Raw genomic sequence first — 14,361 nt, 5'->3', positions numbered from 1 at the left:
GCGAGCACGACGACAGGGCCTGGTGGCGTCGTACACCACCCGCCCCCGGCCGTCCCCTCACGTCGTCGCGTCGGACCAGTACGGAACCTCGTCGATCTCCACCACCGCCGCGGACCAGGTGAAGCCCGCGCCGACGCCCACCAGGAGCACCCGGTCGCCCGGGACGATCTGCTTGGTCTCCACCAGGTGCGCGAGGCCCGCGAACTGGTCGCCGCCGCCGAGATGCCCGACCCGCCGGCTCCATGGCCAGGTCGTCCGCTCGGGGTCGATGCCGAACGGGCGGAAGTAGGTGGCCTCCAGCCGCCGCCGGCCCAGATGCGGGAGCACGAAGCGGTCGATGTCCGTCAGCTCGACCCCCGCCTCCTCCAGTGCCCGGGTCAGCGCCCGGCGCTGGCCGCCCGACACCCACGCGATCGCCGACTGCCGGCCCACCCGGTCCAGGAACTGCCGCTTGCACTCGTCCAGGTCCACCCGCCGCGGCCCCTCCTCGGGCAGCGCGAAGGGATGGTCGCCGCGGTGCATGCCCTCCAGCCGGGGCTCGGACACCGTCACCAGGCTGCGCAGCCGGGCGAAGCCGCCCGTGCGGCTGAGCACCAGTGCGGCCCCGCCGTCCGCGTACACGGTGCCGGGGTCGCTGTGCCACCGGTCGAACCCGGGCGGCCCGAACACGTCGCCGGCCGTCAGCAGTACGGCGGGCCGCACGGTGCCCGCCCGCAGGAAGGCCGCGCCCAACTCCACCGCCCCCATGCCCCCGTTGGAGACCTGGCGCACCTCCAGGGCCGGGCACGGCTCGTGCTCCCCGGGCAGCGCCAGGGACTGCACGTACGCGGCTGAGGACCACAGGTCGTGCCCCTGGTCGTAGAGCGTCGCGTGCAGCACCAGCCCGATGTCCGAGGGGTGGTGTCCGGCCCGGTCCAGCGCGCGCGTCGCGGCTCTGGCGGCCAGGGCCGGGCCGGAGTCGGTGGGGGCCGCGACGGTCACGGAGGTGATGCCGGTGCGCGCGGCCTCGGCGGCGGAGCACTCGCCCCGGGCCACCGCTTCCTCGGCCGTCACCTCGGGAGGGAGGAAGGCGGCGCACCCGGCGATGTACAGATCGTCGAACGTCATGCCGTCACTGTCACCGGCTCCCCTCGAACGGGGCTCGACCTGGCCTGGAAGCCCGCTAGGGCCTGTCGTCGACCTCCCGCCCGCCCGGCGACGCCAGGCACGGACCCATCCGCCCGGACGACGGGAAGGTGACGACAGGTCCAGAACGCAGTCCGCCCCGCCCGGGCGTCCGCACTCCACCCACTCCACTCCACTTCACTCCACTCCGGTTCGAGGGCGATTCGAGGACGCGTGGCGAGCCTTGAGCGGAAGAACGGCCCGGTCGGCGGCGGTGGACCGGTCGGTGGCCCCACACGGAGGGAAACACGTGACACGCGAAACCGGAGCCGGTCGGCCGGTGGCGTTCCTGCTGCCCGGCCAGGGCTCGCAGCACATCCGTATGGCGGCCGGACTCCACGACTGGGAACCGGGCTTCACCGAGGCCCTCGACGCCCTCTTCGCCGCGCTCGGCGCGGACGGGCGCAGGCTGCGCGACGACTGGCTCGCCCCGCGGCCCGGCGTCGACCTCGACCATGTGACCCGGTCGCAGCCGCTGCTGTTCGCGATCGACTACGCGCTGGCCGAGATGGTGCGCCGCTGGGGCGCCGCCCCCGTCGCCCTGCTCGGCCACAGCGCCGGTGAACTGGCCGCGGGCGCCCTCGCCGGGGTGTTCACGCCCGAGGACGCCATGGGCCTCATGTGGGACCGCGCCCGGCGGCTGGCCACCCTGCCGCCCGGCGGGATGCTCGCCGTCGCCGCCTCCGCCGCCGAACTGCGGCCGTACCTCTACGGCGACGTCGTCGTCGGCGCCGTCAACGCCCCGCGCCAGACCATGCTGGCCGGACCCGCCCCGCAACTCGCCGACGTGACCGAGAAGTTGCGTGCGGCCGGGCTGACCTGCCGCGAGGTCCGGGCGACCACCGCCTTCCACAGTCCGGCCGTACGCTCCGCCTGCGGTACGGAGGCCTACGCCGGGGTGCGTCTCCAGGCCCCCGGGACCGCCCTCTGGTCTGCCTACGCCGCCGCGCGCCTCACCGACGCACAGGCCACCGACCCCGCGTTCTGGGCCAACCACCCGGCCGACCCGGTGCTGTTCTGGGCCGCCCTGGACGACCTGCTCGCCACCGGCCCCCTGCTCCTCGTCGAGACCGGCCCCGGCCAGCTGCTCTCCGGGCTGGCCCGCCGCCACCGCCGGGTCCGCACGGGTGAGTCCGCCGCCGTGGCCCTGCTGCCCGCGGTGCCCAAGGGCCCCGACGAGGACCGGCGCCAACTGGCCCGCGCCGCCGACCTCATCCGCGCGGAGGGACTGCCGCTCCCCGGACACGTCACCCCCGTAACGACCCCTGATCACCACGTGACAGACAGGACAGACTGACCGTGCAGCACACCTCCCGACCCGACGCGCCCGCGCACACCACGGGTTCCGCTCCACCGCCTGCCCAGCGGATGACGGAGCTCGTCGTCGGCTCCTGGGCCGCCCGCGCCGCCGTCGCCCTCGGCATCCCCGAACTGCTCGCCGGCCCGGACCCCGTCGACAGCGCCCGGCTGGCCGCGCACACCGGCGCCGGCCCGTCCGCGCTGCGCCGGCTGATGGACTACCTCGTCGCCCTGGAGATCTGCGCGGGCGACGCCGAGGGCTATCGGCGACGTCCTGCGCGCCGGCACGCCCGGCTCCGTGCACGACTACGTCCTGCCGGCCGGGCAGGAAGCCAACGGCGGCTCCAGCCTGGGCCGTTGAACCGGACCCGGCCGCTGGGCCAGACCGCCCCCAGACAGACCGCAGAGCCGGCCGAGTGCCGTACCGAGCGGACCGACCGCTAAGCCGGGCTGACCGACCGACCGACCGACCGACCGACCGACCGACCGACCGACCGCCCGCCCGACCGACCGCCCGCCCGACCGACCGCCCGACCGACCGCCCGCCCGGCCGACCGCCTGACCGGCCGTCTGCCTGACCGCCCGACCGGCCGCCCAAAGCCGGGCTGGCCGACCGCCAAGCCGAGTCAAGCGGCGCCGCGCCGGCCGGCCAGCCGCCAAGTCGAGTAGGCCGGACGGCCCCCGTGCCGTGTCGGCCCGGCGGGTCCGCCAGGGTCACCCACCCGTCCGACGACCGATCACGCCAAGCACTCAAGGAGACGAGACACGATGACAACCGACAGCGTTCCTTACGCCGACGTGATCGAGCTGGGGCGGCTCAACACCGCGTACGCCCAGTCGAAGATCCTGCACAGCGCCGTCGAGACCGGCCTGTTCGACCTGCTCGCCGAGGGGCCGGCGGACGAGGACGCGATCGCCGGGCGACTGGGGCTGCATCCCCGGCTGTTGGCGGACTTCCTGCGCGCCCTGACCGCGCTCGACCTGGTGCGGCGCACCGGCGAGGGTTACGTCAACGCGCCGCGCGCCGCGTCCTGCCTGGTGCCCGACAACCCGTACTACCTGGGCAACTCCGCGCGCGCCGCCTCCGCCCGGCACTACGCGATGTGGGGCCGGCTCACCGAGGCACTGCGCGACGGCGAGCCCAAGGCCGAACAGGCCGCCGGCCCCGGCGCCTTCGAGCGCCTCTACCAGAACCCGGAGGCCGCCCGGCGCTTCCTCGCCCACATGGACTCCGCACACGCCCTGGTCGGCCCGGAGCTGGCCCAGGCCGTGCCCTGGGGCCGCTACGGCTCCTTCGTCGACGTCGGCGGGGCCCGCGGCCATATCGCCGCCGCCCTGGCCGGCGCCCACCCGCAGTTGACCGGCGGCGTCTTCGAACTGCCCGCGGTGGAGCCGTTCTTCGACGAGCACATGGCCGAACTCGGTCTGGCGGACCGGATCACCTTCCACGCCGGCGACTTCTTCACCGTCCCGCTGCCCGCCGCCGACGTACTGGTCTTCGGCCATGTGCTGCACGACTGGGAGCCCGAGCAGCGCCAGTTCCTGCTGGACCGGGCCTACCAGGCGCTCGCGCCCGGCGGCGCGGTGGTCGTCTACGACCAGATGCTGGACGACGCCGAACCCGACCTCGCGTCCATTCTCGGCAGCCTCAACGTCGCTCTGGTGACGGGCGGTTCGGAGTATCTGGTGCAGGACTGCCGCGCCTGGATGGAGAAGGCCGGGTTCCGCGTGGAGAGCGGCCGGCGCATCCGCACCATCGGCAGCGACTACGTCCTCGTGGGGGTCAAGCCGTGAATACCGACACGACCGCTGCGGCCACCGAAGTGATCGTCGTCGGCGGCGGTCCCGTCGGGCTGATGGCGGCCTGCGAACTGCGGCTGGCCGGGGTGCGGACCGTCGTCCTGGAGCGCCTCCCCGAACCCAGCGGCCAGTCCCGCGCCCTCGGTCTGCACGCCCGCACCGTCGAGGTGTTCGAGCAGCGCGGCCTGCTGGACAAGGTGGAGAAACAGGCGCCGGTGTGGCCCAAGGGCCACTTCGCGGGCCTGCGCAAGGTCGACCTCACCAAGCTGGACGGTGACCACACCTACGCCCTGATGGTCCCGCAGTCGCGCACCGAGGAGCTGCTGGAGGAACGGGCCGCCGAACTCGGCGTCGACATCCGGCGCGGCCACGCCCTGACCGGCCTCACCCAGGACGACGACGCCGTCACCGCCGAGATCACCGGCCCGGACGGCACCTACACGCTGTCCGCCGGTTACCTCGTCGGCTGCGACGGCGGCGGCAGCCTGGTCCGCAAGCTCGCCGGCGTCGACTTCCCCGGCACCGCCTCCACCATCAACGCGGTCCTGGGCGACGTACGGATCCTGGGCGAGCGGCCGGACTCCCGCGAGCTGCGCAGGCTGCCCGGCGGGCTGTTCGGGCTGATCCCGCTCGACGAGGAGTGCTTCCGGGTCGTCGCTGTCGAGTTCGACACCGAGCCGGTGGCGCGGGACGTCCCGATGACACTGGACGAGCTGCGCGCCACCGCGAAGCGGGTGTCCGGCCTGGACCTGGACGTCGCCGACCCCCGGTGGTTGTCCCGCTTCGGCAACGCCACCCGCCAGGCCGAGGTCTACCGCAGCGGCCGGGTACTGCTGGCCGGGGACGCGGCGCACGTCCACTTCCCGGCCGGCGGGCAGGGCCTCAACACCGGCGTCCAGGACGCCCTCAACCTGGGCTGGAAGCTCGCCGCCACCGTGCGCGGCTGGGCCCCGGACGGCCTGCTGGACACCTACCACGCCGAACGCCACCCGGTCGCCCACCGGGTCTGCATGAACACGCGCGCCCAGCTCGCCCTGATGCACCCCGCCGACAGCATCACCCCGCTGCGCGACATGTTCAGCGAGCTGATGGACCTCGACCAGGTCAACACGTACATCGCGGAGATGATCACCGGCCTGGACATCCGCTACCCCATGGACGACGACGGCCCCGACCCGGCCCGGCACCCACTGTCGGGGCGGCGCATGCCGCCGCTGCGGGTGCACACCGACGAGGGACCGACCACCGTGGCCCGGCTGCTGCACTCCGGGCACGGCCTGCTGCTCGATCTCACCGACGGCGGCTCCCTCGCGCCGTTCACCGCGTCCTGCGCCGACCGCGTGCGCCACGTCGCCGCCCGGCCCGACGACCGGGCCAAGACAGGCGACCTCGCGGTGGCGCTGGTCCGCCCCGACGGCTACGTCGCCTGGGCCGGTTCCGACGGCCGCGACCACGCAGGCCTGCGCCGCGCCCTGAACACCTGGTTCGCGGCCGACACCACCGCCCCGGCCACCATCCCGAGCTGAGGACACCATGACCACGACCACGACCGCGCCGACCGGCGACACGACCGCCGCCCTCTACGCCGACATCCAGGACTTCTACGCCCGCCACATGCGGCTCATCGACGAGGGCCGGGTGGAGGAGTGGGGCGACACCTTCACCGTCGACGCGACCATCTCCAACAACGCCAACCCCCACCCCGCACACGGCCGCGAGGCCATCGTCGCGGTGATCCACCGCGCCCAGGCCGAGCTGGAACGCCGGGGCGTGCAGCACCGGCACTGGATGGGCATGCTCACCGTCGCCCCGGAGGCCGACGGCACCGTCCGCGCCACCAGCTACGCCCTCCTCATGGCCGTGTCCCGCGGCGGCGCCCCGCTCATCGACCGCTCCACCCGGTGCGAGGACCTGCTGGTGCGGGTCGACGGCGACTGGCAGATCCGGGTGCGCCGGGTCCACCACGACGGCAAACCCTGATCCGGATCCCGTATCCGGGAACAGACCAGAGGGGGCCGGCGCGAGCCGGCCCCCTCCGGTGTGTCCGTCGTACGGGGATCAGTCGTCGAGCGTCGCCACAGCCCGGGTCCAGCCGGCGCCCGCGCGGGCCACCTTGACCGGGAAGCAGGTGACCTGGAAGCCGTAGGGGGACGGCAGGGCGTCCAGGTTGGCGAGGCGTTCGATCTGGCAGTACTCGCGGTCGCGGCCGGCGAAGTGGGCCGGCCACAGCACGCCGGGGTCCTGCGTCCTGCGGTACTGGTCGATGACATAGGTGAACGGCGCGTCCAGGCTGAAGGCGTCCGTGCCGATGACCCGTACCCCGAGGTCCAGCAGGTAGTGCACCGCGGGGCCGTCCAGCCCCGCGAACTCGGTGAAGTAGCGCGGCGTGCCCACGTACGCCGACGCCCCCGTGTGCAGCAGGACGATGTCCAGCGGCTCCGGCGTACGGCCCAGCCTGCCGAACTCCTCCTTCAGCCGGTCGGCGCCGATCGTGCCGGTGCCCGCGTCCCGCACGTCCACCACGATCCCCGGCCGGCAGAACCAGTCCAGCGGCATCTCGTCGATGTGCCGGGCCCGGCCGTAGGACGCGGTGCCGTAGTGCGACGGGGCGTCGACATGGGTCCCGGTGTGGGTGGTCAGGGTCAGGGTGTCCATGGTCAGGAACTCCCCGCCGGGCAGCGTGTCCACGGGGAAGTCCAGGTCGAAGTGCTCCTTCATCTCCGACGCCATGTGCCGGGCGCCCTCGGCGGCGGACAGCACCTCGTGGGTGACGGGATCCGGTTCCCAGAACTCGGCGTCGACGGGAGACGACAGGTCGATCAGGCGCATCAGGGTCCCTCTCGGGCTACGAATGTCGAGTCACGAACATCGGGCTGCGAAGGTCGGGCTACGAACGGGTGAACAGGTCGGTCCGGATCCGCACCTCATCCGGGCCGTGGGCGAGCTTGTGCAGCACCCGGCGGTACAGCGGGGTGCGCGAGACCACCCGGGCCAGCACCGGGCGGACGGTGTCGGCGACCCGGTTGCGGGAGAGCATCGCCCGCCCCTGCATCGCCTGGAGCCGGAGCACGGCCGTGACCGCCGGCCGCCGCTCCTCCTCGAACCGGGACAGCGCCCGCACGCCGGTGTCCTTGGCGCGCACCGCCCCGACCAGCACCGGATGGAGCACCACGGCGTCCTGCAGGGCGAGGTTGATGCCCTGCGCGCCGATCGGGCCGTGCGTGTGGGCGCTGTCGCCCAGCAGGACCAGCCCGTCGGCGGCCCAGCGCTCGGCCTGCCCGGAGAAGACGTCCAGCAGCGACAGATCGCCGAGCGAGCGGATCCGCGCGTGCACGGCCTCCGCGTGCTCGGGCACCGCACGCGCGATCTGCTCCCTGACGTGCTCCACCCCGCGCTCGGCGACCTGCTTGTAGCCGCCGTGCGGCAGGGTCCAGCCGACCTGCACGCTGTCCGGCCAGGAGCGGTACACCAGCACCGGCGCCCCGGATCCCCGGCGCACCCGCACGACGTTCCGGCCCTCGTCGGGCGCCGGCAGTTTGAACCACAGCACGTCCTGGTCGAAGGCCTCGTCACGGACCGAGGCGATCCCGGCCAGCCGGCGGACCTTGGAGTTGCGTCCGTCGGCCCCGACCACCACGCGCGCGTGCACCTCGTGCTCACCGGCCACGACCCCGCACACCTGCCCGCCCTCCTGGACGAGCGCGCCCACGCGGGCACCCGGCAGGTGGGTGAAGCCGTCGAACGTGCCGCAGGCGGCGAGGAGTTCGTCCAGCAGATGCGCCTGCGGCAGGCTCAGTAGACAGTTGTACGGCGCCGGCAGCCGCCGGTAGTCGGCGTCCAGCAGGACCTTGTCGCCCTCGACCAGCTGGAAGCCGTCGTGGGTGAACGCGCCGCGCTCCCGCGCCGCGTCCAGCACACCCAGTTCGTCGAGGACGGCCTGGCCGCCCGGCTGGAGGATCTCGCCGCGGTACTCCCGTCGCGTGGAACGGGACTTCTCCAGCAGCGTCACCCGGATCCCCGACCGCAGCAGCAGCAGCGACAGGGCGAGCCCCGCGGGACCGCCGCCCACCACCACGACGTCCGTCGTGCTCACCGGCATGGCGACCAGTCCTCTCCGGTCCGTTCCGGCCCCTCAGGCCAGCAGTGAGAAGCCACCGTCCACCACCAGGGTCTGTCCGTGGATCCACGCCGCCTCGTCGGCGCACAGCAGCGCCACCGCGTCCGCGACGTCCTCGGGCACGGTGAGCCGTCCGGCGGGCGTGCGCGAGGCGAGGATCCTGAGCATCTCCGGGTTGGCGGTGTTGGTGGTCTCCGCGCCCTTGTCGAGCTTGGCGGTGGAGACCGCGTTGACCGCGATACCGCGGCCGGCCAGCTCCGCGGCCAGATAGCGCACCAGACTCTCCAGCGCCGCCTTGGCCACCCCGGCGCCGACATAGCCGCCCGGCACCACCGAGCGGGCGCCGGAACTGGACACCGCCACCACCCGGCCGCCGTCCGGCATCAGCTCGGGCAGCAGGGGAGCGGCGGACAGCAGCGGGGTCAGCGCGACCGACAGGTCGGTGCGCAGCAGTGCCGGCTCCACCTTGACCGCGGGCATCGGGTGCCAGGAGGCCGCGTTGTGCACCAGCACGTCCAGCCGCCCGTGCCGCTCGGCCACGGTGTGCAGCGCTGCCTCCATCTCGGCGGGCCGGCCCACGTCCGCCCGGACGGCCTCGACGGTGCCGGGCAGCCCCTCCAGCGAGCGCAGGACCGGCTCCGCGTCCGCCTCGGACCCCCGGTGGTTGAGCACCACCCGGCAGCCCGAGGCGCACAGCTTCCGCGCGATCGCCAGACCCAGGCCCCGGGTCGACCCGGTCACCAGGGCGACCCGGTCCTTGAGTCCCGGCATCGGGGCGGCGCCGGACGGGATACGGGCGTTCACGGGATCAGCTCTCCGCGCCGGCGGACGACACCGGCGCGTACAGGTCCGCCTCGACCTCCACCAGCGGGATCATCGCCATCACGTGCGTACGGAAGTCCTCGCTGCTGACGACCGCCTTGTGGGCCTCCGCGTCACGCCAGCGGCCCACGTTGACGTACACCTTGGGGTTGGACGTCGAGCGCTCCATGCGGTAGTCGACGAAGCCGGGCTGGGACGCCATGAAGTCCGCGTGGCCCTTGAACAGCCGCTCGAACTCGGCACAGTCGTCGCCCTTGACGGTGAACTTCGTGATGTGAGTGATCATGGTGCTGCCTCCTGGTTCGGAACGACCCGGCAGACCGCCGGGACGGTGGGGAAGGGTGCGCAGTCTGCGTTCCATCCGGGCCCGCAGTTCCTTGCGCGGGGCCTTGCCGTTGGGGGAGCGCGGGATGGACTCCACGAGCTCGATGTGCTCGACGGCCTGGTAGTACGGCAGTCCCGCGTTGACGTCGGCGGCGATGGCCGTCACGTCGTCCGTGGCGCCCTCGGCGAGGACGACGAACGCGGTGGCGACCGCGCCGTTCAGTGGGTCGGGGTAGTCGACGACCAGACAGTCCCGGACGGCCGGGTGGCGTTCCAGGACGCGTTCCACTGCCGTCGGCGAGACGATCCAGTTGTCGCGCTTGAAGACGTCCTTGAGCCGGTCGACCAGCACCAGCCGCCCGGTGGCGTCGATCTGGCCGATGTCACCGGTGGCCAGCCAGCCCTCGGCGTCGATGCAGGACGGCACGGACTCGCCGCGGTAGCCGAGCATCACCTGCGGGCCGCGCAGCTGCACCTCGCCCAGCTCGCCGGGGCCCAGCACCGCGCCGCCGCCCACACCGACCACGCGGGCCTCGGTGCCCGCCACGGGCCGGCCCACCGAGCCGGGGCGCCAGTCCGACGGGTCGTCGAAGTGCGTCAGCGGCGAGGTCTCCGCGAGTCCGTAGCCCTGCACCACCGGCACCCCGAAGTGCTCCGACAGCTTCCGGGCCGCGGCCGGGGAGAGCGCCGAACCGCCGGAGGCGACCACCCGCACGGTCTCGAAGCGCAGCCCGGCGAGCTTCTCGGACGCGGCCAGCGCCGACAGCCGCATCGGCAGGCTGTAGTAGTGCGTGGCCCGGTGCGTGTTGGCCAGCCGCACCGACTCCGCCGGGTCCGGGGCCGTGCACAGCACCTGCGTCGCGCCCGCCGCGATCGCCGAGTTCATGTGCATGGGGTGGAAGGTCGGCAGGTGGTTCAGGGCCACCGAGGAGTCGTCCACCGCCTGCGCCTGGGCCACCTGGACGGCGTTGACCAGCACGTTGCGGTGACTGAGCATCACCGTCTTCGGGGCGCCGGTGGTGCCGCTGGTGAAGTGCAGACAGGCCAGGTCGTCCGGACCGGCCGACCGCTGGGCCACGGGCTTCCGGGCCGCCTCCGCGTCGGCGAGCAGCTCCTCCAGGGAAACGACGTCCGGTGCCGCGTCCGGCGGCAGCGGGCCCAGGACGACGACCCGGCGCAGCCGCGGCAACCGCTCCCGGACCGCCGCGATCCGGCCGGCGCCGACCGCGTCCACCAGCGCCACCTCGGTACCGGACTCGCCCAGTACGTGCGCGAGTTGCTCCTCGCGCAGATACGGGTTGAGCGGCGCCGCCACGTTGCCGCTGCGCAGCGTCCCGTAATAGCCCACGACGAAGTCGGGGGAGAGCAGCGAGGTGATCGCCACCACGGTGCCCGGCCCCTCGGTGCACCGGAGCAGGGCTGCCGCACAACTGGTCACCGCCGCGTCCAGCTCCGCGTACGACAGCGAGCGGTCCCCGGCGACGATCGCGACGCGGTCCGGGTGGCGGGCGGCGCTCGCCGCCAGGAGGCCGTCGGCGGGGCCCTCCGGGTGGACGGGGGCGCCGCCCGGGCGGGATACGGAGCGCTCAGTCATGGAGCCCGGCCTCCGCGTACGCCTTGGCGTGCCGGAGCGTCGCCAGGCTGTTCGCGCCGAGCGCCCCGCGCACGAACTCCTGGGCGTCCCGCACCGTTTTGCCCTCGCCCAGCACCGGGACCACCGCCTCGGGCTTGATGCGGATGGTGTGCCGGGAGCCGGCCCACACCTTCCCGTCCTCGGTCCGGCGCAGCGTCCAGCACCCCGTGTGCAGGGTGAGCAGACCGGGCAGCACCAGCTGCTTGTAGAGGATCCGTTCGTCGGTGAAGCAGACGCGCACCGAGGCCGTGGTGTGCGTGCTGCCGTCCTTGGCCCGCGTGTCCATCTCCAGGTGCTGCAGCCCCGGCACGTCCTCGCGCAGGGTCACGGAGACCACGTGCGGCAGCCGCTCCTCCCACCGGCCCGCCTCGTACAGGAACGTGTACACCGACGACAGGGAGCCGTCGATCTCCACGGAGTCCTCGAACTCCAGCTCCAGGGCGAGCGCCTCGGCACCGCCCTCGGCCGCGGCCTTGAGCGTGCCCAGCTCGGCGGCGCTGTTGCGGTCCACCGCCTTGGCGATCCACTCGTCGGCGTCGGGCACGTCGTCGACGGGCACGTAGTCGTGGGTGAGCAGGACGCTGCTGCCGCCGCCGGGCAGCGGCTCGATGATCCACTCGCCGCCCATGGAGGCCACCGGCGACTGCGACTTCTCCTGGCGGAACGACACCCGGCGGCGCACCGGGTCCAGTTCGCGGCGCGAGGTCCAGGCCTTCACCTCGCCGTTGGCGGTGGCCCACAGGGCGATCAGCTCGGCGCCGCCCTCGGACCAGGTCCGCTCGGCGTGCACGGTCGGCCCGAACACCTGGGGCCAGCGGGTGACGTCGGCGACGATCCCGTACACCGCGTCGGGCTCGGCCGCCACCTCGATACGGTGCTCGGTGTGGCGTACGGCGGCGGGCGAGGCGCCCGTCGCGAGCTCTGAGAGCTCCATCCCCGGTCTCCTTCTCAGTAGTTGCCCAGTCCGCCGCAGACGTTGATCGCCTGCGCGGTGATCGCGGCGGCGGCCGGGGTCGCCAGATAGGCCACCATCGACGCCACTTCGTCGGGTGTCGTGTAGCGGCCGAGCGGGATCTTCGCCTCGAAGCGCTTCTGGACGTCGTCCGTCGTGGTCTCCCACGCCGCCGCGTAGCCCTGCCGGACCCGCTCGGCCATGGGCGTCTCCACATAGCCGGGGCACACCGCGTTCACCGTGACGCCGGTCTTGGCCAGCTCCAGGCCCAGCGCCTTGGTGAAGCCGACGACACCGTGCTTGGAGGCGGAGTACGGGGCGCCCATGACGACACCCTGCTTGCCGCCCGTGGAGGCGATGTTGACGATCCGTCCGTGGCCGGCGGCGAGCATGCCGCCGTCCTTCAGGACCTGACGGGTCATCCGGAACACGCTGTTGAGGTTGGTGTCGATCACATCCTCCCAGAGCTCGTCGGTCAGCTCCGCGGTGACGCCGCCGCCGTTGCGGCCCGCGTTGTTCACCAGGACGTCGATCCGGCCGTACCGCTCCACGGCCCGGCGTACGCAGGCCTCGACGTCCTCGGTCGACCGGACGTCGCACGCGGCGCCGTCGGCGTCGACGCCCTCGGCGCGCAGTTCCTTCACCACCGACTCGACGTCGTCGGCCGTCCGCGCGCACAGGAACAGCTGTGCGCCCGCGCGGCCCAGCTGCTCCGCCACCGCTCGACCGATCCCGCTGGTCGCACCGGTGACGAGGACAACCTGCCGGCTGTCGCTGTCGGGCATCGCTCCACCTCCTCGTCCGCCGCGTGACGTGGTGCCCCGCGGCCTACGGACACCCTGGGTACGGACCCTCGAACCCGCCTCGAAGCGGGGTCGAGATACACCGGAGCCCGGTCCCGCGAGCCGGGTTCGAGCGGGGTTCGAGGCGGGAGCACCAGTCTCGGCGCGGCAGGCTCGCGACCGTCCGTCGCGCCAGGACAGAGCCGGGACCGCCCGGCGAACGAGGAGGAACCGTGCCGTTCACCAGCCCCGTCGCAGCAGCCGGGACCGACACCGGCCGGTACGCCGGGATCCAGCACTTCTACGCCCGCCAGATGCACCTGCTCGACTCCGGGCAGGCGGACGCCTGGGCGGAGACCTTCACCGACGACGGGGTCTTCGCGGCGAACGCGCACCCGGAGCCGACCCGGGGCCGCGAGAACATCCGCGCGGCGGCGGCCAAGGCCAAGGCGCAGCACGCGGAGGCGGGCCTCCAGGTGCGCCACTGGCTGGGCATGCTGGACGTCACCGACCGTGAGGACGGCTCGGTGCTCGTCCGCAGCTACGCCCTGATCATCAACACCCCGAGCGGCGGCCAGTCCCAGGTGCACCTCAGCACGACCTGCGAGGACGTCCTCGTGCCGGACTCCGACGGCGGCTGGCTGGTCAGCGCCCGCCAGGTGGTCCGCGACGACCTCCGCTGACCGGCACGAACGAGGGCCCGCGGGGGCCTGCCTGGGAAGGCAGGCCCCCGCGGGCCCTCGTGGCGCGCGCAGCGGCGGCCGGTGCCACGCGGACGCCCGGCTCCTGTCCGGCGGAGCGTGCCGGAGACGCGGGGCCGAGGTGATGTCACCGCTCGGCGTCGGGCACCCCCCGGAGGGGCCCAGCGGCGTTGTGGTCACGTTCGACTTCGCTCGCAGAGGACCCCCGGCGGGTCGGTGCCCCCTCCGCCCTGCGGCCAGAAGCTCCCCACGCTCGAACAACCTCACGCGGGGAACCCCATGCACCCGCGCGGACGCGGCACCGCAGCTGCCCTCCGCCCCGATCCTCCGGCCATGCACTGGTACAGGCAGCCCGAGGCCCGCTCGCCCGTCCGGGCAATGGCAGGGGCGGGAGCCATGTCATGAGCGCCACTCACCCCGCTGGGTGCACCCGTTGGCTCGCACGCGGTTTCGCGAGCCGCCCAAGGGAGGCCGTCGGAAGCGGCCTCAGCACAGGCCGCCCGGTGAACAGCGGCAGGGGCGGGGGCCACTCCATGAAGGCCGCTCGCCCTGTCCGGGCGGACCCGCTGGTTCGCGCGCGGTTTCGAGAGCCGCCGAAGGGGGCGGCCGGAAGCGGCCTCAGCACAGGCCGCCCGGTGAACAGCGGCAGGGGCGGGGGCCACTCCATGAAGGCCGCTCGCCCTGCCCGGGCGGACCCGCTGGTTCGCGCGCGGTTTCGAGAGCCGCCGAAGGGGGCGGCCGGAAGCAGTCTCAGTGCAGGCCGCCCC

The 14,361-nt window shown here is 73.6% G+C and carries 13 protein-coding genes; 6 read left to right on the top strand and 7 right to left on the bottom strand.

Features of this window, described 5'->3' with window-relative positions; genetic code table 11:
- Positions 1 to 57: 57 nt before the first annotated feature.
- Positions 58 to 1,107, bottom strand: a complete 1,050-nt coding sequence (locus ACW4TU_RS13700; RefSeq protein WP_457427986.1) for a ketoacyl-ACP synthase III family protein — start codon at positions 1,105 to 1,107, stop codon at positions 58 to 60.
- 307 nt (positions 1,108 to 1,414) lie between these two features.
- Here ACW4TU_RS13700 and ACW4TU_RS13695 point away from each other — a divergent pair, with 307 nt between their 5' ends.
- The 5 genes from ACW4TU_RS13695 to ACW4TU_RS13675 all read left to right on the top strand — a co-directional run bounded on the left by ACW4TU_RS13695 (position 1,415) and on the right by ACW4TU_RS13675 (position 6,243).
- Positions 1,415 to 2,461: an acyltransferase domain-containing protein gene (locus ACW4TU_RS13695; protein ID WP_457427984.1), complete on the top strand. Its 1,047-nt coding sequence runs from the start codon at positions 1,415 to 1,417 to the stop codon at positions 2,459 to 2,461.
- Between the two features lie 2 nt (positions 2,462 to 2,463).
- Entirely contained in the window at positions 2,464 to 2,907 is a 444-nt protein-coding gene (locus ACW4TU_RS13690) for a methyltransferase family protein (protein ID WP_457427982.1), read from the top strand.
- Between the two features lie 324 nt (positions 2,908 to 3,231).
- The gene (locus ACW4TU_RS13685) at positions 3,232 to 4,257 is read left to right on the top strand and encodes a methyltransferase (protein ID WP_457427980.1); all 1,026 of its coding nucleotides are present in this window, start codon (positions 3,232 to 3,234) and stop codon (positions 4,255 to 4,257) included.
- Positions 4,254 to 5,789, top strand: coding sequence for an FAD-dependent monooxygenase (locus tag ACW4TU_RS13680; RefSeq protein ID WP_457427978.1), 1,536 nt, complete (start codon positions 4,254 to 4,256; stop codon positions 5,787 to 5,789). Before ACW4TU_RS13685 ends, ACW4TU_RS13680 begins: the two co-directional genes overlap by 4 nt.
- Before the next feature lie 7 nt (positions 5,790 to 5,796).
- Complete coding sequence (locus ACW4TU_RS13675) at positions 5,797 to 6,243, top strand: nuclear transport factor 2 family protein (protein ID WP_457427976.1); 447 nt, start codon at positions 5,797 to 5,799, stop codon at positions 6,241 to 6,243.
- 78 nt (positions 6,244 to 6,321) lie between these two features.
- Here the strand turns inward: ACW4TU_RS13675 and ACW4TU_RS13670 are convergent, their stop codons facing one another.
- From ACW4TU_RS13670 to ACW4TU_RS13645, 6 genes are read right to left on the bottom strand one after another with little or no spacing between them, the layout of a single operon-like run.
- Positions 6,322 to 7,092 carry a cyclase family protein gene (locus ACW4TU_RS13670; RefSeq protein WP_457427974.1) on the bottom strand — a complete coding sequence of 257 codons (771 nt, stop codon included), beginning with the start codon at positions 7,090 to 7,092 and terminating at the stop codon, positions 6,322 to 6,324.
- 58 nt (positions 7,093 to 7,150) lie between these two features.
- The gene (locus ACW4TU_RS13665; protein WP_457427972.1) at positions 7,151 to 8,362 is read right to left on the bottom strand and encodes an FAD-dependent monooxygenase; all 1,212 of its coding nucleotides are present in this window, start codon (positions 8,360 to 8,362) and stop codon (positions 7,151 to 7,153) included.
- Positions 8,363 to 8,395: 33 nt separating this feature from the next.
- Complete coding sequence (locus tag ACW4TU_RS13660; protein WP_457427970.1) at positions 8,396 to 9,184, bottom strand: SDR family oxidoreductase; 789 nt, start codon at positions 9,182 to 9,184, stop codon at positions 8,396 to 8,398.
- A 4-nt stretch (positions 9,185 to 9,188) separates the two neighbouring features.
- Complete coding sequence (locus ACW4TU_RS13655) at positions 9,189 to 11,120, bottom strand: AMP-binding protein (protein WP_457427968.1); 1,932 nt, start codon at positions 11,118 to 11,120, stop codon at positions 9,189 to 9,191.
- The gene (locus ACW4TU_RS13650; RefSeq protein ID WP_457427966.1) at positions 11,113 to 12,093 is read right to left on the bottom strand and encodes an aromatase/cyclase; all 981 of its coding nucleotides are present in this window, start codon (positions 12,091 to 12,093) and stop codon (positions 11,113 to 11,115) included. The genes ACW4TU_RS13655 and ACW4TU_RS13650 overlap by 8 nt, the downstream gene beginning before the upstream one ends.
- A gap of 14 nt (positions 12,094 to 12,107) precedes the next feature.
- The gene (locus ACW4TU_RS13645; protein WP_457427964.1) at positions 12,108 to 12,896 is read right to left on the bottom strand and encodes an SDR family NAD(P)-dependent oxidoreductase; all 789 of its coding nucleotides are present in this window, start codon (positions 12,894 to 12,896) and stop codon (positions 12,108 to 12,110) included.
- Between the two features lie 230 nt (positions 12,897 to 13,126).
- Between ACW4TU_RS13645 and ACW4TU_RS13640 the strand changes: the two genes are divergently transcribed.
- Positions 13,127 to 13,576 carry a nuclear transport factor 2 family protein gene (locus ACW4TU_RS13640; RefSeq protein ID WP_457427962.1) on the top strand — a complete coding sequence of 150 codons (450 nt, stop codon included), beginning with the start codon at positions 13,127 to 13,129 and terminating at the stop codon, positions 13,574 to 13,576.
- Positions 13,577 to 14,361 lie beyond the last annotated feature (785 nt).

Source organism: Streptomyces kryoterrae (assembly GCF_054072135.1).
This window is presented reverse-complemented; position numbering and strand designations above follow the sequence as displayed.

Excerpts from the sequence above, each read along its gene's own strand:
- ACW4TU_RS13700 (WP_457427986.1), bottom strand. The coding sequence starts at position 1,107 with ATGACGTTCGACGATCTGTACATCGCCGGGTGCGCCGCCTTCCTCCCT.
- ACW4TU_RS13665 (WP_457427972.1), bottom strand. The coding sequence starts at position 8,362 with ATGCCGGTGAGCACGACGGACGTCGTGGTGGTGGGCGGCGGTCCCGCG.
- ACW4TU_RS13655 (WP_457427968.1), bottom strand. The coding sequence starts at position 11,120 with ATGACTGAGCGCTCCGTATCCCGCCCGGGCGGCGCCCCCGTCCACCCG.
- ACW4TU_RS13670 (WP_457427974.1), bottom strand. The coding sequence starts at position 7,092 with ATGCGCCTGATCGACCTGTCGTCTCCCGTCGACGCCGAGTTCTGGGAA.
- ACW4TU_RS13645 (WP_457427964.1), bottom strand. The coding sequence starts at position 12,896 with ATGCCCGACAGCGACAGCCGGCAGGTTGTCCTCGTCACCGGTGCGACC.
- ACW4TU_RS13650 (WP_457427966.1), bottom strand. The coding sequence starts at position 12,093 with ATGGAGCTCTCAGAGCTCGCGACGGGCGCCTCGCCCGCCGCCGTACGC.
- ACW4TU_RS13675 (WP_457427976.1), top strand. The coding sequence starts at position 5,797 with ATGACCACGACCACGACCGCGCCGACCGGCGACACGACCGCCGCCCTC.
- ACW4TU_RS13685 (WP_457427980.1), top strand. The coding sequence starts at position 3,232 with ATGACAACCGACAGCGTTCCTTACGCCGACGTGATCGAGCTGGGGCGG.